Raw genomic sequence first — 18,078 nt, 5'->3', positions numbered from 1 at the left:
GGAGGAGGGGGTTTTATGTTGATAGTCACTCCTGTCGATAGCGAAAAGATGGAAAAAGTCGAGAGGAAAAACTGGGTTGTAACAGAACCGGTACTTAGCTTAGACATGGAAGACCCTATCGATTTCATCGAAAAATACGGAAGTTTTGATTATGTTAAGGTTGGGCACAACCTTGCAGTGCAAGGAAAAAGGCTGCTCGATTATTTCTACGAAAAAGGATATAAAGTTATTCTTGATTTGAAATTTTCTGATATACCGTCAACAGTAGCAAGGTCGATAAAAGCTTGGGAACATCCTGCAATCATTGGTTTCACAGTCCACGCTAACGCTGGGTTAGAGAGCGTTAAAGCTGCTCTTGAATCAACTGACAAGATGATTTTCTCCGTGATAAAGTTAACATCGCTACCAGGAAAGCTCGAGGACTTCGAACATATCATTTTAGGACTTGCGAGGTTGGGCTCTTCGTTTGTGCTACCTGGTATGTGGGCGATAAAGATGCGACGCAAGATAGGTGGAGCTATACTGGTTCCCGGTATACGTATGGAGCAATCAAAAGACGACCAAAAAGATGTGGTATCGTTATGGGACATTTTTGGAATAGCGGACTTCGCTGTACTTGGGAGAGAAGTGTACAAGGCAAAAGACCCTGGAGAAAAGATACAATCTATAAAGGAGAAGGTGAGATTATGGAGATGATAAATGAAAAGGTTTTAGAAATCCTCAGAAAGACAGGTGCTTTGCTTGATGGTCACTTCATACTCTCTTCTGGTTTACATTCCCCCAATTACGTCCAATGTGCTAAGGTTTTCGAATATCCGAAATATGGAGAACAAATCGGGGAATTAATAGCAAGGAAAATCTTAGATGCTGGAGTGGATGTTGATGTTGTTGTCGGTCCAGCACTTGGTGGTATTATCGTAGCATATGAAGTAGGAAAGAAGTTGAACGCACGCGCGATTTTTGCCGAGCGTGAAGACAATGTCATGAAATTGAGAAGGGGATTTGAAATACACAAAGGTGAAAAGGTGCTTATTGTCGAAGATGTTGTTACGACAGGAAAATCAACATTCGAAGTTGTAGAAGTTGTTGAAAGCTACGGCGGGCAAATCGTAGGATTTGCAAGTGTTATAAACAGGTCAGGAAAAGAGAATCCATTTGAAGAAATCAATCAAAAATTTAAAGGGAAGCCGTACTTCTATCTTGTGAAGTTCGATTTCCCTACTTACAACCCTGAAGATTGTCCACTTTGTAAATCCGGTATACCTGCTGTGAAACCCGGAAGCAGAAAGATGAACGCAAAGTAAAGGTTATTTTTGCCTGTACGATTTGAGATATTTTTCTCTCAATAGCTTTGCATGCTCATCTGGGAGAATAGAAACTGTTCCAACTCTGAGTGCTTCTATGTAAATTTGTGCAGTTTTTTCTGCAACGAGCGTTGCAGTAAAGGCTTCTTGAAGATTTTCCCCCACGGTCACAAGACCGTGGTTTCTTAAAAATACACAATGGTTATTTCCAAGAGCTTTTACAGCGTTTCGTGCAAGCTCTTCTGTTCCCGGAAGCGCGTATTCTGAAACAAAAAGCCACTCACCAAGAATCATAACAGCATCTTCGACAATTGGGGGAATTTCTTTTAAAGTCACTGAGACTATAGTTGAATAAACAGGATGAGTGTGTATTATCGCGTGAATATCTGCTCGTGTTTCATAAATTTCAATATGCAAAGGTAATTCCGAAGAGGGTGTTAATTCACCGTAGACTTTCTTGCCCTCGCCGTTTACAACCGTTATATGTTTTGGTGTTAACTTGTCATATGGGAAACCAGATGGTGTGATGTAAATATATCCACCATCTCGTACACTGATATTTCCCCAAGTGCCTCTTGTAAGACCTTCTTCTGAGACCTTACGGGCATAATTGACTATCGATTCGGCTATATCGTAACTGAAGGAAAAATTTTCCGCATTTTTCTTTATCTTCTTCGCCATCTACTTACCCCTTTCGTATTGTTTAAAAGCATCTAAATATTCTCAAAGTGCCCTGAACACACCATTGCTTGTATCTACGTTAAGAAGTGTTGGCAAAATACCAAATTTAATTCTATAAGCTTCCGAAATTTTCTCAAAAATGCTTTCAAAATTTCCCTTCACTAACGCTATGATACTTCCTCCAAAGCCTGCTCCGACTATTCTTGCACCTAGAACATTTGAGTACTCACGCAACTTCTCGATAAGGAAATCAATCTCTTCGCAAGAAACTTCGTAATTATCTTTGAGACTGTAGTGAGATTCATACAGATACTTTCCAACCAAAACCAAGTTGTCATCCTCAAGTGCCGATAGTGTCTTTAAAACCCTCTCATTCTCTGTAACAACATGCAGTGCTCGCTTTTTCAAAACAGGGTCTTGAATCTTTTCAATATCTTCGAGAGTAACTTCCCTAAAAGATGATTTTCTAAGCGCTTGCAACGCAAGTTCACATTCATGCCTTCTTTTATTGTATTCAGACGAACCAAGCTCATGCTTAACTCCAGAGTTAATGAGGTAAAGTTTGGTATCATCGAGCCTAAGAGGTACGTATTTATACTCTCTTGTCATGGTGTCTATAAAAAGGGCGTGGTTTTCTTTTGAAAGTGCAACAGCGTATTGGTCCATTATCCCACATCGAACACCAACGAAATCAACCTCACACTCATGAGCAATCTTTGCAAGTTCTTCACGGTCAATCTCAAATTCCATCATCTGAGAAATAGCATACCCTACCCCGACTTCCAAAGCGGCAGAGCTTGATAATCCTGCCCCCATGGGAAGGTCAGAATCAATGTTCATAGTGAATGGCTTAACTTCGTATCCATGTTCTCTTAGCTTCTGAACCATCCCTATTACGTAATCAGCCCATGAATTTGTTTTTGTAGGGGTATCAAACTCTATTCCTTTCTTCAACTGATGTGAGAAAATTTTAAACTTTTTCGATGGTTCTATTTCAATCTTTACATACCTTTTTATAGCAAATGGTAAGACAAAGCCGTCGTTATAATCGGTGTGTTCTCCTATAAGATTTGCACGCCCCGGTGAATAAACCACAATCTTTTGGTCTGTCATATCACAACTCAACCTCCACATTTCTTAGTTCTTTTGCCGCTTCTTCTGGGATTTTTGGATTTATAAACGCCCATGTTCCGGTTTCAACACTTGCCATCCACTTAATTTTGTCTTTGTCTCGCTTTACAGGGTTAAACTCAATATGGAAATGAAAAGCATGCAGATAGCTCACATCATTAACTGGAGCTTGGAAAAGCATCATCATGTATGGAAACGCTTGTTTGAAAAGTAAGTCATATTTCATTGTAACAACTTTTAGAGCCTTTGCCAAGTGATATCTTTCGGTGTTTGTAAGTTCTACAAGAGTACTTACGTGCCTTTTAGGATATATATGGACTTCGTAGGGCCAACGTGCATAAAACGGAACAAGTGCGATAATCGATTCATTCTCGTAGATTATTCTTTCCTTTAATTTTATCTCATTATCAACAATATCACAAACTGCACAAGTGCCGTTTTCATCGTAGTATTGTGATAAAGCTTGCAGTTTTGCTTCTATACGCTTTGGAATGAATGGAAAGGCATATAATTGCCCATGTGGATGTGGAAGTGTCGCTCCTACTTCCTTTCCCCTGTTTTCAAATATGAAGACGTATTTAATAAACCGGTTTTGTGATAAGTCAAGGTATCTATCAACCCACATCTGGATTAGCTTTTCAATTTGGTGAATAGGCATCATGCTCATAGCACTTTCATGTTCAATTGTATAAACAACAACCTCGCATTTTCCGTTCGAACGTGCCTTTCTATATATACCAGTGCTTTGGACTTCAGGAGCATCCAACTTCATTGAAGGATATCTGTTATCAAACGAAACCAAATCGTACTCTGTTTCAAACTCATCACCACCAGGACAAAGCGGGCAGAAATTCGTTGGATTTGTAGGTCTTGCTTGCGTGTATGCTGAAACCATAATCCATTCTCCAGTGAGAAGATTCCATCTTCGTTCCATCATCGATTATCACCACCCTTAACTTCCTATTTATTGTTCTCCATATAGTAATTGAAGGTTCTACCGTCCGTTCTTTTTTCAACAACCTTTGACAACTCAATCCTTGGTGTATCGTAGTTGACCTTGTATTGCAAAGTTGCGAGGTCTTCTATAACGAGTTCATCACAGCCATTGATACCACAACTTGTGATTTTGTATCTTCCACTCATCAAACCACGAACTTTAAACTTTCTACGCCCGTAGGTCTTGTATTTTTTAACCAAGTTCCACAAATTTTCATCAATTTCGTATGAAAGGTTATCGCTCTGTATTATCATATTATCCAATAAAAGCGACGTGACAGCGTAAAGTTCTCTATGGGCATCACTAAGCTGTGTATCTTCCTTTCTCAGCATAAGACAGTCAGGGTCGTTCCACCATAGTACGTTGTTCATAAAGTTGCGTGTAATAACGTTTCTTAGAGCATAATAGGCATTTGGGTATCCTATATCTGGACTATTTGGGTCCCAGAATGGGGCTGTGTCAGCACTAATTCTCATGCCATCGACTAAACCAACACTTGGTAGAAGGGGAGCACCACATCCAAGAACAAACGAATCTCCTACAGCTTCTCGAATAACTTTCAAACCCTTTCTATAAGCTTCGATTGGCGAAACATTATGTGCGTACCTTTTTCCTTGAATTGCTCCAGCAAAAAGAAAATCAATTTTGAAATAATCGAACCCATTCGCTTTTAAACCAACAAAGAGGTTTTTCAACCACTCCACAGCTTCAGGATGCGTTATATCTAGGGCGTAAATCTTTTTATTCCAATTTTCATACGCAACAACAGGTACACCACTTTCGTTTTTAACAAGCCAATCACGGTGGTTTTTGAATACACTTGATGTTTCCGAAATACTGAATGGAGCAAGCCAAATTCCTGGTTTGTAACCATATGATGCTATTTTATCTGCAACTTCTTTTAGACTTGGGAACTTTTCATTAGGTACCCAATCACCAATGTCAACTTCCCAAGCATCATCTATTTGGAAGACTTCGTATCCTAAATCGAGCTCTCTAGACTTCTCCAAATCGGAAATCATTCTTTCATAATTGAAGTCAAGATAGTATTGATACCAGCTCGACCAACCGACTGGGTTGTGTGATGAAAATGTAACGTTGTTTTCTTTTGCAATAAGTTCGGCATAGTATGTGAACCCGTCATCAGGGTTCAAATTGATTACCACAATAGGTTCAATAGACGTCCATTCATCGAACATCTTACCAAAATACCTTACGTGGACGGATACTGTATCATCAGACAACTTGAAATAAACATGACCAATCTCGGATTTAAGCGCTCCTATTACGAAGGTATCGGCGGCTAAGAAATAATCGCTGATAAGATTATCAAAATAAACTTCCGGCATAATGGATGCACTGAAACCGAATTTTTCAATCAGGTCCTTTGGGAAATTCAATTTAAAATCCTTTGTTATAACCCTGGCAGGTCCCCATGACTGCCAGTTGTTGGCAAGTACCCTATCTGGTCTTGGGAACGAGAATAACTCTACATCATCTAACATTCCTTTTATTTCTCCTGCAATCTTGTAGCCAGCTGGAACCTTATAAACCTCTAATATCATCTCATAGCCATCAGACTTGCGGTAACCCATTATCTGCCTTATTTCTGATAAGTTTTGGATATACATACAGAGGCTCACTCCTTTCTTCAAAAAGATTTTACGTTGTTTCCCTTACAACGAGTTCAACATCCAAAACCAGCTTTTTGTTTACAAATTCTTTTCTTTTTATCATTTCATAAAGTAGTTCAAACGCCTCTTCTCCTTCTTTCTGCTTATCTATACGAACGGTTGTCAGTTTCGGTTGTATAAAATGCGCAAATGCTATATCGTCATATCCTACAACTGACACATCATCTGGAATAGAGTAACCTTTTTCACGGAGTGCCTGTATTGCACCAATTGCGGAGATATCGTTAAAACAGAAAACCCCATCGAACTGAAGTCCGGATTCTATGATATCAAGCATTTTTTTTATACGCATTCTCAACACCTTCTTCCACTTCAAAGACATAACTTTCGTCAAAGGGTAACATATGTTCATAGAGTGCCCTTCTATATCCTTCAAGTCTCATACGAGCGACGGATTTGTACAAATATCCACTAAGGTATACGATTTTCTTCCTACCTTTTTCAATCAAGTGACTTACTGCCAAATAACCTCCCTTGACATCGTTGCTGTAAACCTCTGGAACCTCCATGTCTTCAAAATGAACGCCAAGGATAACAAAAGGAACAGAGGATTTTATAAGCAGTTGAATATCCTCGCTTTTTTCTTGCGTGGGAGAAATGATAATCCCATCGACCCTCCTGCTGAGCATAGTTTTTACCGCATCTTCCTCTAAGCTGTAATCTTTTTCCGTGTTCATAAAAATGACGTTAAAACCACGTTTCCTGGCTGCCATTTCTATTGATTTGAGCACTTCTGAATAAAACGGGTTCGAACTATCCTCCAGTATCACACCTATGACTTTGGTCAACCCGTATCTCAAAGACGTCGCAGTCGCATCTTTTATATACCCAAGCTCTCTCGCTATTTTCAAGACCCTTTCTTTTGTTTCTTTGTTTATGTCTGGTTTGTTATTAAGTGCTCTTGAAACTGTATTTATCGATACACCAGCCGCTTTGGCAACATCACGTATCGTTACAAACTTTTTCAAATTCAGCACCTCCTGTTTAAGATTATCTTTTAACCAACGAAACTAAGTTCGAATGGTTTCAAGACATGTAGGCTTCCATCAATATACACGTTGTTCTCAATTGGTAATGTGTTCAGAACAACTGTCAATTCTCTACCATTTCGTTCCACATTCACCAACTCGTATCCTTTACCTAAGACCCTGGGTTTCAGATTTTCAGACAGCAATAATTTCCAACCATTCTCATCAAGGACAGAAGCTACATAGTAGCGGTTGTTTTTAACTGTCGCAAGTGGGGTCCCATTTTCAAAACTGCCGATAACTTTCGCGCTGAAAACTTCGAGCTCATCTTTCCAGAATAAACTATTAACACATTGAGAGAAGAGATAACCTTTTTCTTTCTTGATTCCACCAAAATCAACTACTTCAATTCCGAATTCATCAATAAGATGCCACGGCATTCTTTCAGTTAGCCAATTATATTTATCCTTTATCGACGACATTGCGGTGAGATACACTGGACCTTCAAATTTTTTGATTTTCTCCAAGAACTCTTCAGAAATATAAGAAGCATAAGGAACTATCAATACATCGTACCCTTCAACCTCATCTTCATTAAACACGAACTCTGCATTGTATCCAAGTTTCTTAACGGCTTTGTAAATATCTACAATTGCATCCCAATACTTAAAGTTTCGATTCAGATGGTTTATTCTATGTATCCATTCATTTTCGTAATCGAAGAAGATAGCCACCTCGGGTTTTGGAGTGATAACCCCCGGCGTTTGACTTTTCGCTTTTGAATAAGCTTCCAACCGTTTTGTTGGTCTTCCGTAGTAGTCCAATAACCCGGCATGGTATTGCTCAGCCCCGAACCGAATTTGGTCAAAACGAAACGGCATTACACCCATTGCCCCATTTAAATACGCCTGTTTGGTCCACATTGCAAGATATTCGGATTCGTAATTTTCGTTAACTTGCCTCCAGTTCACCCTTGCCGGTTGTTGTTCAATAACTAAAAATGGTTGGTGTTTCAAAGACCTCATTAAAGAATGATTTGCCGACTGTCTTAGTGGGTCGTATTCTTCTGTTGCTATATAATTATCCCAAGAAACAAAATCAACGTATCTCGCCATCTTTCGATAGTCCAAATCCATGAAATCAACCATAAAGTTGTGAGTTACAGGCTTTGAGGAATACTTTCTGATTACTTCAACCTGACTTTTTAAGAAACGTATGGAACTGTCAGACATAAATCTATAAATGTCAAGCATCTGGTGAGGATTCTCAAATGTTGGGGTGTTTATTGGAAAGACAATCTCGTCCCAGCTTTTGTATGTTTGACTCCAGAAAACCGTTCCCCAATGTCTATTCAAATTCTCTAAAGTCCCATACTTTTCTTTTAGCCATTCTCGAAACGCAACGAGGTCTTCGTTGCCAAAGCTGTACGTTGTGCCATGACACCCGAATTCGTTATCAATTTGCCATACATCAATTACATCACCATATCTGGATGCGTATTGTTCAACAATTCGTAAGGCGTATTCAAGATATGCTTTCGAGTTTGGGGAGTAATGCCTACGACTTCCGAACCCCCTAACCCTACCATTCCAGTCAACTGGTAGGATTTCTGGATATTTGCTCACAAGCCAAGCGGGAGGCGTTGCGGTCGGCGTTCCCAGGATTATCTTGATACCATTTTCAGAGAGTAGTTCTATCGCTTCATCAAGTAAAGAAAAATCAAACTCGCCATCGCTTCGTTCTACAACACTCCACATGAATTCACCTATCCTAACCCACTCAATGCCATAAACCTTCATCAATTCAACGTGTTTCTTCCAAAATGACCTGTCCCAATGTTCTGGGTAGTAGTCCGCACCATAAATGTCCATATGTAAAACCTCCTTGAAATTTACGTTATTTATGTATTCATTACTGCTTTTCCAAAAAAGCCTCTAGACTCTTTCTAATTTCAATGTTCTGTTAGTGGTTCGGTAACGTTACCGAACATCCTAATGCTATTTAATCAAATATTTCTAAGATTTCAAACCATCAATATTGACAAATTTTGTTGATTATCTGAATCTATTTACTCTATACATACTAAATCTTCATTAATTAACGAAATTCTTGTTTGAAATCAGTAAGAACCAGTGTTACAATAGTTCGTGAAACGAATTAATTCATTTTTAGGTGGGGTTGTACTCATGGCAAAGGTAATGAATCCGTATCGGGCTCTTAAAAACAAACACTATCGAAACTTCTGGTTTGCCCAGAGTGTTTCTTTAATCGGCACATGGATAGATACAACTCTAAGAGGCTGGGTGGCTGTTAACTTGTTTTCAGAAGACAAAGCCGCAGGTTTCATAGGGTTTATAGCTTTTCTTAAAGGTTTCCCGTCGGTTTTCTTTTCACCAATCGCTGGGGTTTTGATAGACTGGTTCGGTCCTAAAACCATACTGCTTTACACGCAGCTTTTGGATGCTGTTAACGCGTTTTTCATGGCTTACCTTGTTTGGAAGGGACTGTTAAGTCCTTTCTTTCTGCTCTTCCTCAGCCTTATGATGGGAATTACAAGCGGTTTTTATCTTCCTTCTAGGAACACATTTATATCAAACATCGTTCCGAAAGACATGCTTCCAAATGCACTTGCGTTACACTCAATGATTTTTAACGTTGCAAGGATGATAGGACCAACAATTGCGGGTTTTGTTGTAAAGTTGTATGGTTTGGAGTTTGGGTTCATAGTCAACGCTATTTCATTTCTACCGTTGATAGTTGTACTGTTATTGATTCCAGACAACCACGCCAAAACTTACAGTAATTTGAGTTTTAAAAGGTTCTTTGAAGACCTCACGGAAGGTGTACGTTATGTATCAAAAAACTCTGTATTAATTAATACATTCGTAGGACTAACCATGTATTCCCTTTTCGGAATGCCATTTGGCATGTTGATGCAGGCTTTTGTCAAAAGTGTGGTGAAATCAGATATACTTGGTTACGGGCTGATTATGGGAATGATGGGTGTAGGGGCTTTTATTGGTGCTAACATAGTAGCGTCTATAAATCCGGAACGTTTAATAAAGCTAAGAGAAGAGTTTTTGCTGGCTGTAATCGGAACAAGCATTCTGATTGCTTCCATCAAACCTGCCCTAACACCTTATGCAGCGTTCTTAATAGGTGCTTGTCAGTCTTCATTTTTTAACATCACAAACAGTAGGACACAGCTTTTGTCTCCTTCAAATATGAAGGGAAGGACAATATCTCTGTATTCATTTATCAACACCGGCGGTTCACCAACTGGAACCTTTATCTTAGGAATACTGGGTAATTTACTAGGGGTTAGAAACGTCTACATTCTCTCGGGTCTAATATTGCTCTCCTTTTCGATTTCAAGACTCTTCCCGTTAGTCAACCTTTCAAAACAGCCAAAAAATTTCCAATAAAGCCCGCTAAGGAAGATTAACCCGCTATCTCTCCTTCGTGCTCACTGAAAAGAAAATTCTACAATTCATTGTATACTATTGCAGTCGAACCACAAGATGTGGTATAATATACGTCGCTAAGTTAGGGAGAAATACTATGTTAAATTCGGGGAGGGAAAGCAGTATGTCTTCTGTTTATAGTACATTGAATAAGTTTATCGACTATTGGAAAAACATTGAACCATCAAAAAATGCCTACAAAATACTTTCCGAAAGATACTTTCTAAAAACTCCATCTGGTGAGTATCTTGAGACCAAGTGGTCGGACATTTGCCATAGAGTTGCGCGTGTAATCGCAACAGCGGAATTGGTAAACAATCCTGCCATGGAAAGTAAAAGTGACAGCGAGAAACTGGACGAAGTTAAATTCTGGGAAGAAACATTCTACAACTTTTTACTCTCAAGGATATTCATCCCAAACAGTCCCACCTTGTTTAACGCCGGCATGGGTGTCAGGCACGAACTACTGTGGAAACCTATCGAACAAATGACACTTGAAGATTACTGGGAAATTTACAATTCAAGGAACCATCTCCATATGCTTTCTGCATGTTTTGTAGTTCCAGTTGAAGACAGTATCGAAGGTATATTCGATGCGGTTAAAGAATACGCACTAATTACCAAAGCTGGTGGTGGTATCGGTAGTAACTTCTCGAGGTTGAGACCCAAAGGAAGTTTTGTCGCGGGAACACACGGGCAAGCAAGTGGTCCTGTTTCTTTCATGCATGTTTTCAACTCAGCCGTTGGTGTTGTCGAACAAGGCTACAGAAGACGTGGTGCTCTGATGGGAATTTTGAATATCGACCATCCGGACATCGAAGAGTTCATCACCGCAAAAGAAGGTAACGATGGAGAGAAAGTATTAAAATTCTTCAATATATCAGTTGGAATAACAATGCCCAGGGAAGAGCTGTTGAAACTTTACATGGAAGATGGAGAAATTGAATTGAAGCATCCAAAGTGTAATACTACAAGAAAAGTAAAGGTTCGAGAGCTACTTAAGAAAATGGCTAAAAATGCTTGGAAAACAGGAGACCCAGGACTGGCATTCCTAAGTGAGATGAACAAATACTACGCCATGTATCCAGAAATGGTTATTGAGAGTACCAATCCATGTGGTGAAATAGGACTTGCGCCATACGAAGCTTGTAACTTAGGTTCTATTGATGTTGCGAAGTTCTATTTGAATGGCAAATTCGATTGGGAAGCATTTGGTGAGGCAACAAGACTTGCCGTCAGATTCCTTGATAACGTAATAGATGTGAACGTTTTCCCACTGGAAAAGATTACAAAGGCAGTAAAAGATAGCAGAAGAATAGGTCTTGGAATCATGGGATTTGCAGACTTGCTCTACCTACTTGACATCCCGTATGATTCTCCTGAAGGAAGGCAATTTGCAGCGGATATGACTGCGTTCATGGCAATACAAGGCCATAGCGAGTCGAACAGGTTAGCAAAAGAAAAAGGCAACTTCCCGTTGTTCGAAAAGAGTAGATACTATCGTGAAGAAGGGTTTGCCCCATTTGCAATGGGTATAAGCAAATTTGACGATGAGTTAAGACAAGTTCTTTCGGAGTCAAAGTACGGTAAGCGTAATGTCGCGGTCTTAACTATAGCCCCAACTGGGTCAATATCAAATATCGCAGACACAAGTAGTGGATTGGAACCAAACTTCCTCCTCGCGTATGTTAGGTATATGAACAAACACGATGGTGGAAAAGAAGCATTGTTCTACGTCAACAAAGTCCTTGAACAAAAACTTGATAAGGAGATATTGGAACGAATTAAAGATAGGTTAGTAGAAAAAGGTTCACTAAAAGATATACCCGAAGTGCCAGAACACATTAAAAGGGTTTTCGTTACCGCAATGGATATATCACCAATGGACCATCTACTGATGCAGGATGCGTTCCAAAGGTATGTTGATAACAATATTTCAAAGACAATAAACATGCCAAATAGTGCTACCGAAGAAGATGTCTTGAACATTTACCTCGAAGCGCTGAAACTTAATATTCGTGGATTGACCATATACCGCGATGGTTCACTGCAGACGCAAGTACTTACCTCCGCAAAGAATTTGAAAACGAAAGATGCACCAAAGGTTCAATTCTTTGTGCTTGACGAAAAGCACAAATTAAGGCCTAAACCAAGAAAGGATACATTGAGAAGTGTCACAAGGAAATTCAAAACAGAGTCAGGTACCACATACATCACCGTTAGCTTCGATGATAACGGAGAAGCTGTTGAAATATTCTTGTCGAACGGAACTGAACTTGCGGAAGCGATTGGAAGACTTAGTTCAATTGCCTTAAGGGCGGGGGTATCAGCAGAGGAAATTCTTGAACAATTAAGAAAGGTTAAAGGAACATATACGCCCGCTCTGGCAAAAGAAATTAAGAACGCCATCGATGACTTTGTTGAACTCTGGGGTGAAACTCCAGCAGAAACTATCGATACATTTGTGATAGATGGAACTGCAAAAACAGCCGAAGAAATTGAGAAATTTGTTACTGCAAACGGTTTGCAATGGGCAGAAGGTTACTACGTAGATGCGGATGGAAATACGTATTGTCCATCATGTCTCTCGAAAAATAGTATAATCAAACAGGAAGGATGTACGAGCTGTAGAAAATGTGGCTGGAGTAAGTGTAGCTGATAATTGAGCACGGCCAATGATAAAAACACCCCGTACGCTAATCAAAAGCTTCACGGGGTGTTTTTTTATTTTTTAGACTTGCTCTTCTTGTTGGATATTCACAGGTGAGTTCTTTAATATCATGTAGGCTAGTGTTTCAAATGAGAGCGTTATGTCAACATCTTCAACTGGTATATTGGTCCTTAGTTTTATTGGCGAGAAATTCACAATTCCTTTTATACCAGCTTTTTCAACTAGCTCTGCAACATATTGGGCGGCACTTTCAGGAACAGCGATAACAGCTATCTCGATATTAAGCTCTTTCACTTTCTCGTCCAATTCACTGATGTGGGAAACAGGTATTCCAGCTATCTTTTTACCGACTTTTTGCCTGTCGTTATCGAAAATAGCAACTACATTGAATTTGTGCTTTGCAAGTCCAGGATAATTCGCAAGCGCACTACCCAAATTTCCAGCACCTATAATCGCAACGTTCCATTCTTTATTCACACCAATGATGTACGCTATTTCCGAAATCAACTTGCTCACATTGTAACCAAGCCCACGCTTACCAAATTCTCCAAAGTACGACAAATCCTTTCTGACCTGACTTGGTTTAATATTCAACCTATCCGCTATGTCCTGCGAAGATACGAAGTTCACACCTTCTTCTTTGTACCTTGTTAAACAACGATAATAAAGTCCTAACCTTCTGACTGTCGGTTTTGGTATTTTCATATATCGCTCCCCCTACTCTAGTTTTCACTTTTTTGGTGAATTTGTTCATGTTATCCTTTTCACAATTGAATTTTACCACTTTTGTTTGTGAAGTGCAACATCTTCAACAAAACTAATTGATGAGAATTTTAGCTTTCAGGGGGGAAAATTTCACAAATATGCTCAAAAATCAAAGACCTGTTTCAAAAGTTGTTAATATTACTTTAATTCTGCTAGGGATTCTCGCTGAAGATTCAACCACGACGAAATAGTTGCAAATTCTATCTGAACTGGCACAGTCGTAGCAAAATCCTTTCTGAACACATGGAGTTGACAAGTTAAGTCGCTTACTGTTCATGGGTGAGATAAATCTTAATCTTTCACGTGCATCTTCCATACTCTTTACTACCTTGTTCACACTGGAAACAATAATTACGTTTTTTGGTCCATAAACAATCGCTGCTACCCTGTTTCCATTGCCATCTAGGAATACAAGTCTTCCATCTTCCGTGATAGCGTTAGCACCTGAGAGGTAGTAATCCACTGTAAAAGCCTTCAGCTCCAGTTCTCTACGTTCTTCTGGTGTCTTTGCAGCGTACCTGTCGTAGTAGACATAATTCCCGTTCCGGAAGATATCCAAAACTCCATTTTCAATTAACGTCAACGACCCACCGTTTGCAACTGTTGAACCTTCAGGCACAAGTTCACGAACTTTTTTTAGTAGTTCCTCTTTTGAATTAACAATGTGAACCTCAAAATGTCTTCTCTTCATTTCTTTGGCAAGTTTTTCGGCAAGTGCCTTATACTTCCACAGGTAAAGTTCTTCACGCATGCGAACACCTCCAAGGAAGTTTTAGGACTAGGAAAACAAAAACGGGACCTTTAAAGGTCCCGTCTTAATTGGCGGGGACGACGAGATTTGAACTCGCGGCCACCGGTGTGACAGACCGGCGTGCTAACCAGGCTGCACCACGTCCCCGTCTTTTTTTGTTTGAGCCAGTTCTTCACTGACCGTGCATAATTTTGCCATAACTTCCCATTGTTGTCAATAGGGATTTTTATAACCTTTATGTTTACTATGAAAATTAGTTGTGAATTTGTATGATAATTTTTTAAATAAATATTTCCAAAAATCTGTCTTAAGCGCTTCTTTATACTTCTTTTGTGTATGTTAAGCTACTTGACTATACAAAAGAAATGTTTTAAACTATATCGTGAAAGTAGTCACGAATTCATAAAATATAACAAACTTACTTCCCATCTCAAGGCGAGGGGACAGATTATGGAGTATTCAAAAAGCGACGAAAGTAAACTAACAATCTACGTATGTTTAGGAAGTTCGTGCCATTTAAAAGGTGCATACAAGGTAGTTGAGAAACTCAAAGAATCTCTTACAGACCCACGTGTCGAACTACGTGGCAGTCTTTGCATGGGCAACTGTTCGGAAGGGGTTAATGTAAGAGTTGGTGATATATGTGTTGGAAATATAAGTTTATCGAACGTGGAAAGCTTGATTGAGAAAATAAAGGAAAGCCTCAATGTCATAAATGGAAGCAAGGAAAGCAGGTGAAAAGCAATGATAACAATGACAAAAAGCCGGTATATCTTATCTGACAAAGCTAACTGTACGTACTGTTACAAATGCCTCAGGAATTGCCCAGTAAAAGCTATCAGTTTCAGGCATGGTGAATCGTTTGTTATTGAAGAGGAATGTGTACTTTGTGGCACTTGCGTCAATACATGTCCGCAAAAAGCAAAGCAATACAGGAATGATATTGAAAAGTTTTTAAGTCTTGCGAGGAAACCTTTTATTTTGTCAATAGCTCCTTCTTTCTATGCTTATTTCAAAGAAGCTTTCAAGGTTTTGTCCTTGCTTAAACAATTAGGTTGTGTATACATCTCGGAAACCTCTATTGGGGCAGAATATGTGTCAGAAGAGTACGCCAAGATATTTTCACGTAGCGATAAACCTTTAATTACAACGGCGTGTCCCGTTGTTGTAGAACTCGTTGAGAAGTATTTTCCCGAATATGCGGATTATCTATTTAAAGTTAAATCTCCAGCGAGTGCTCATGCCGAGTTTTTGAAACATATGTTCGGAAATTTGCCAAAGGTTTTTGTCAGTCCGTGCATTGCGAAAAAGAAGGAACTTGAAGATGTGTTTGATGTAGTCTTGACTTTTGAAGAACTCGAAAGGGGATTAGAAAAAATCTTTCACGATGGTAATAATAATACCAAAGGGATTGACACCCTGTTAGAAAAGATGGCGGAAACCTATCCAGATTCGCCACATCCAAGCAGAGCAAGGTTTTATCCATCCTCTCGAGGAGTTGTTGATTCCGCTACTGCGTATGTTGGGGAGAATTTCCCGTACTACGTGCTTGAAGGTGTTGAAAACATAATAAATTTCTTTAAGACATTCAATGGTTTCAATGAAAAGATATTTATAGAAGCATCCGCGTGTGTCGGAGGCTGTATTAACGGTCCCACTATGAAAAGAGAAGACAACATACTATTACGGCGTTCAAGGCTACAAAACGCCATCCGTGTTTTAGAAAGTTTAAATGTAAAGAAAGTGGACAGATTTTCGGTTCCTATTGATTTGAAACATTCGTTGAAAATAAGAAAGGTGGAATACAATATACCCGAGTCAGAGATTGAACGGATTTTTGCCCAGATGGGAAAAACGAATCCCGAAAAGATATTAGACTGCACCGGATGTGGATATGAAACGTGTCGTGACAAGGCAATTGCTGTCGCCGTTGGTAAAGCAGAAAAGGAAATGTGTTTTGCATATTTAGTTGAAAAGGTTTCCTCTGTGAGTAACCTTGTTGTTGAGGAAACACCAAATGCAATTGTGATATTCAAAGATTCAAAGATTTTGTATATCAACAATTCAGCAAGAATTCTGTTTGCGAATTATACAGAAGATATGCTTATCAGTATTTGTCAAAGGGTAAAAGAAAGCTCGAATAGAATACATGAGCTTTACATTAATTCTAGAAAGGTCTATCTGTATCCAAAGGTCTTCGACTTACCAGACGATGGAGGCACAGTTGTCCTGTTTGTAGACCTTACAGAAATGGTCCAACAACGGGAACACATGAACGAGCTGAGAAGACGAACTATTGAAAAGATTGATGAAGTTTTGAACGAGCAGATGAAATTAGCTCAAAACATAGCAAGTCTACTTGGTGAATCGATAGCTGAAACAAAATCTAGGTTTGCAGAATTTAAGAAATTCCTGGGGGAAGAAAATGTTGACAAGTGATATATATTACGCACAAAAGAATAAGAGTGGAGAAGAAGTTTGCGGCGATACGATAAAATTGAAAAAGACCGAAGAAAAAACAGTTGTAAGTGTATCAGATGGACTAGGTAGCGGAATAAAGGCAAGTATACTTTCAACTTTGACCGCTTCCATGGCTACAACGATGGTACTCAACGATGTACCTATTTCTGAAGTCTTTTCATCTATTATTTCAACACTTCCAACGTGTAAAGTTCGAGGAATAAGCTACGCAACACTAGCCACTTGTTATGTTAACCATGTGAATGGAGATTGTCATATCTTTGAATACGATTTTCCTGTAGTTCTCTTTTACAGAGAAGGTGAGTTTGTTGAGCTTAAAAAGAAAGTGCACGAAATACAGGGTAGAAAAGTCCTCGAAAGCAGTATTCAAGTCAAACCTGGTGATATCGTTTTTTTGATGACAGATGGCATTTCACAGGCAGGTATGGGTAGCATTAAGTACCCATTTGGTTTTGGGGTAGATAACATTAGGAAAGAATTGAAGAATTTACTCGACAACAAGGTTGATTTGCATAGTATCACCAAACATCTTGTTAGACTTGCAGAAGCACTTGACAGAGACACAAAAGGCGATGATGCAACCGTCTGTGCTATAAAAATTAGGGAGAGAAGAAATCTGACAATCATGGTTGGACCGCCTGAAAACAAAGAGAATGACAAGATAGTTGTTGAGAAACTGATGAGTGCGGAAGGTAAAAAAGTGATTTGTGGTGGGACGACGAGTCAAATTGTTGAGAAAATACTTGGTAAAAAGGTTGAGATAGATTTCTCAAGTATATCAGAATATTCTCCACCCATAGGATATATGGAAGGTGTAGACCTTGTAACCGAAGGTATAATAACACTTTCACAGGTCTTCAGGTATTACGAAAACCAAGATTCAACTCTTGGCGTTGGTGCGCAAAAATTGATAGACCTGCTCGATGAATCTGATGTGATAACCTTTTTTGTTGGTAGGGCTATAAACCCCGCTCATCAAAATCCACTCTTTTCGCACGATATTTCACTCAAATTTAGGCTTATTCACGATATCTCTCAGATACTTGAGAAGCGTGGTAAAGTTGTTAAGATAGAGTATTATTGATTCTTCATGATACTTTTCAAAATAACAATGGAAAGAGGCTAAAAAACAGCCTCTTTTTTATTTATCGTTAAGTTGTTCGGTTACTCT

General features: G+C 39.2%; 16 protein-coding genes and 1 tRNA gene. 7 read left to right on the top strand and 10 right to left on the bottom strand.

Going from position 1 to position 18,078, the window contains the following annotated elements:
* Positions 1-48: 48 nt before the first annotated feature.
* Together pyrF and pyrE are read left to right on the top strand one after the other, a co-directional pair.
* A complete protein-coding gene (gene pyrF / locus JM64_RS02790) occupies positions 49-696 on the top strand; it encodes an orotidine-5'-phosphate decarboxylase (protein ID WP_064012474.1) in 648 nt (215 codons plus the stop codon).
* Positions 687-1,304 (top strand): orotate phosphoribosyltransferase, encoded by a 618-nt coding sequence (gene pyrE / locus JM64_RS02785; RefSeq protein ID WP_156487882.1) that lies wholly within the window; start codon positions 687-689, stop codon positions 1,302-1,304. The genes pyrF and pyrE overlap by 10 nt, the downstream gene beginning before the upstream one ends.
* Before the next feature lie 3 nt (positions 1,305-1,307).
* Here the strand turns inward: pyrE and JM64_RS02780 are convergent, their stop codons facing one another.
* From JM64_RS02780 to JM64_RS02755, 7 genes are read right to left on the bottom strand one after another with little or no spacing between them, the layout of a single operon-like run.
* The gene (locus tag JM64_RS02780) at positions 1,308-1,985 is read right to left on the bottom strand and encodes a class II aldolase/adducin family protein (protein ID WP_197473451.1); all 678 of its coding nucleotides are present in this window, start codon (positions 1,983-1,985) and stop codon (positions 1,308-1,310) included.
* Between the two features lie 42 nt (positions 1,986-2,027).
* Entirely contained in the window at positions 2,028-3,083 is a 1,056-nt protein-coding gene (locus JM64_RS02775) for a galactokinase (protein ID WP_064012471.1), read from the bottom strand.
* Between the two features lie 16 nt (positions 3,084-3,099).
* Entirely contained in the window at positions 3,100-4,053 is a 954-nt protein-coding gene (galT, locus tag JM64_RS02770) for a galactose-1-phosphate uridylyltransferase (RefSeq protein WP_064011404.1), read from the bottom strand.
* A 23-nt stretch (positions 4,054-4,076) separates the two neighbouring features.
* Complete coding sequence (locus JM64_RS02765) at positions 4,077-5,744, bottom strand: glycoside hydrolase family 36 protein (protein WP_064011403.1); 1,668 nt, start codon at positions 5,742-5,744, stop codon at positions 4,077-4,079.
* 31 nt (positions 5,745-5,775) lie between these two features.
* The gene (locus tag JM64_RS10220; RefSeq protein WP_269446860.1) at positions 5,776-6,099 is read right to left on the bottom strand and encodes a LacI family DNA-binding transcriptional regulator; all 324 of its coding nucleotides are present in this window, start codon (positions 6,097-6,099) and stop codon (positions 5,776-5,778) included.
* Positions 6,077-6,775: a LacI family DNA-binding transcriptional regulator gene (locus tag JM64_RS02760; protein ID WP_269446859.1), complete on the bottom strand. Its 699-nt coding sequence runs from the start codon at positions 6,773-6,775 to the stop codon at positions 6,077-6,079. Before JM64_RS02760 ends, JM64_RS10220 begins: the two co-directional genes overlap by 23 nt.
* 29 nt (positions 6,776-6,804) lie before the next feature.
* A complete protein-coding gene (locus tag JM64_RS02755; RefSeq protein ID WP_064011402.1) occupies positions 6,805-8,646 on the bottom strand; it encodes a beta-galactosidase in 1,842 nt (613 codons plus the stop codon).
* Between the two features lie 315 nt (positions 8,647-8,961).
* On the opposite strand from JM64_RS02755, the gene JM64_RS02750 reads away from it, so the two are divergent.
* Both JM64_RS02750 and JM64_RS02745 read left to right on the top strand, forming a co-directional pair.
* Positions 8,962-10,200, top strand: coding sequence for an MFS transporter (locus JM64_RS02750; RefSeq protein WP_064011401.1), 1,239 nt, complete (start codon positions 8,962-8,964; stop codon positions 10,198-10,200).
* 163 nt (positions 10,201-10,363) lie between these two features.
* Positions 10,364-12,898 (top strand): adenosylcobalamin-dependent ribonucleoside-diphosphate reductase, encoded by a 2,535-nt coding sequence (locus tag JM64_RS02745; protein WP_064011400.1) that lies wholly within the window; start codon positions 10,364-10,366, stop codon positions 12,896-12,898.
* Between the two features lie 72 nt (positions 12,899-12,970).
* Here the strand turns inward: JM64_RS02745 and JM64_RS02740 are convergent, their stop codons facing one another.
* The 3 genes from JM64_RS02740 to JM64_RS02730 all read right to left on the bottom strand — a co-directional run bounded on the left by JM64_RS02740 (position 12,971) and on the right by JM64_RS02730 (position 14,573).
* A complete protein-coding gene (locus JM64_RS02740; RefSeq protein ID WP_064011399.1) occupies positions 12,971-13,615 on the bottom strand; it encodes a redox-sensing transcriptional repressor Rex in 645 nt (214 codons plus the stop codon).
* A 169-nt stretch (positions 13,616-13,784) separates the two neighbouring features.
* Positions 13,785-14,426, bottom strand: coding sequence for a lactate utilization protein (locus JM64_RS02735; RefSeq protein ID WP_064011398.1), 642 nt, complete (start codon positions 14,424-14,426; stop codon positions 13,785-13,787).
* Between the two features lie 69 nt (positions 14,427-14,495).
* Positions 14,496-14,573, bottom strand: a tRNA-Asp gene (locus JM64_RS02730).
* 303 nt (positions 14,574-14,876) lie between these two features.
* On the opposite strand from JM64_RS02730, the gene JM64_RS02725 reads away from it, so the two are divergent.
* From JM64_RS02725 to JM64_RS02715, 3 genes are read left to right on the top strand one after another with little or no spacing between them, the layout of a single operon-like run.
* Entirely contained in the window at positions 14,877-15,164 is a 288-nt protein-coding gene (locus JM64_RS02725; RefSeq protein ID WP_064011397.1) for a (2Fe-2S) ferredoxin domain-containing protein, read from the top strand.
* 6 nt (positions 15,165-15,170) lie between these two features.
* Positions 15,171-16,865 (top strand): [Fe-Fe] hydrogenase large subunit C-terminal domain-containing protein, encoded by a 1,695-nt coding sequence (locus JM64_RS02720; protein ID WP_231882431.1) that lies wholly within the window; start codon positions 15,171-15,173, stop codon positions 16,863-16,865.
* Positions 16,852-17,991 (top strand): SpoIIE family protein phosphatase, encoded by a 1,140-nt coding sequence (locus JM64_RS02715; RefSeq protein ID WP_064011396.1) that lies wholly within the window; start codon positions 16,852-16,854, stop codon positions 17,989-17,991. The genes JM64_RS02720 and JM64_RS02715 overlap by 14 nt, the downstream gene beginning before the upstream one ends.
* Positions 17,992-18,078 lie beyond the last annotated feature (87 nt).

It is taken from the genome of Fervidobacterium pennivorans, from assembly GCF_001644665.1.
Classification (GTDB): Bacteria; Thermotogota; Thermotogae; order Thermotogales; family Fervidobacteriaceae; genus Fervidobacterium; species Fervidobacterium ngatamarikiense.
This window is presented reverse-complemented; position numbering and strand designations above follow the sequence as displayed.

Excerpts from the sequence above, each read along its gene's own strand:
- JM64_RS02725 (WP_064011397.1), top strand. The coding sequence starts at position 14,877 with ATGGAGTATTCAAAAAGCGACGAAAGTAAACTAACAATCTACGTATGT.
- pyrF (WP_064012474.1), top strand. The coding sequence starts at position 49 with ATGGAAAAAGTCGAGAGGAAAAACTGGGTTGTAACAGAACCGGTACTT.
- JM64_RS10220 (WP_269446860.1), bottom strand. The coding sequence starts at position 6,099 with ATGCGTATAAAAAAAATGCTTGATATCATAGAATCCGGACTTCAGTTC.
- JM64_RS02715 (WP_064011396.1), top strand. The coding sequence starts at position 16,852 with ATGTTGACAAGTGATATATATTACGCACAAAAGAATAAGAGTGGAGAA.
- JM64_RS02740 (WP_064011399.1), bottom strand. The coding sequence starts at position 13,615 with ATGAAAATACCAAAACCGACAGTCAGAAGGTTAGGACTTTATTATCGT.
- pyrE (WP_156487882.1), top strand. The coding sequence starts at position 687 with ATGGAGATGATAAATGAAAAGGTTTTAGAAATCCTCAGAAAGACAGGT.
- JM64_RS02755 (WP_064011402.1), bottom strand. The coding sequence starts at position 8,646 with ATGGACATTTATGGTGCGGACTACTACCCAGAACATTGGGACAGGTCA.
- JM64_RS02745 (WP_064011400.1), top strand. The coding sequence starts at position 10,364 with ATGTCTTCTGTTTATAGTACATTGAATAAGTTTATCGACTATTGGAAA.
- JM64_RS02750 (WP_064011401.1), top strand. The coding sequence starts at position 8,962 with ATGGCAAAGGTAATGAATCCGTATCGGGCTCTTAAAAACAAACACTAT.
- JM64_RS02780 (WP_197473451.1), bottom strand. The coding sequence starts at position 1,985 with ATGGCGAAGAAGATAAAGAAAAATGCGGAAAATTTTTCCTTCAGTTAC.
- JM64_RS02720 (WP_231882431.1), top strand. The coding sequence starts at position 15,171 with ATGATAACAATGACAAAAAGCCGGTATATCTTATCTGACAAAGCTAAC.
- JM64_RS02735 (WP_064011398.1), bottom strand. The coding sequence starts at position 14,426 with ATGCGTGAAGAACTTTACCTGTGGAAGTATAAGGCACTTGCCGAAAAA.
- JM64_RS02765 (WP_064011403.1), bottom strand. The coding sequence starts at position 5,744 with ATGTATATCCAAAACTTATCAGAAATAAGGCAGATAATGGGTTACCGC.
- galT (WP_064011404.1), bottom strand. The coding sequence starts at position 4,053 with ATGATGGAACGAAGATGGAATCTTCTCACTGGAGAATGGATTATGGTT.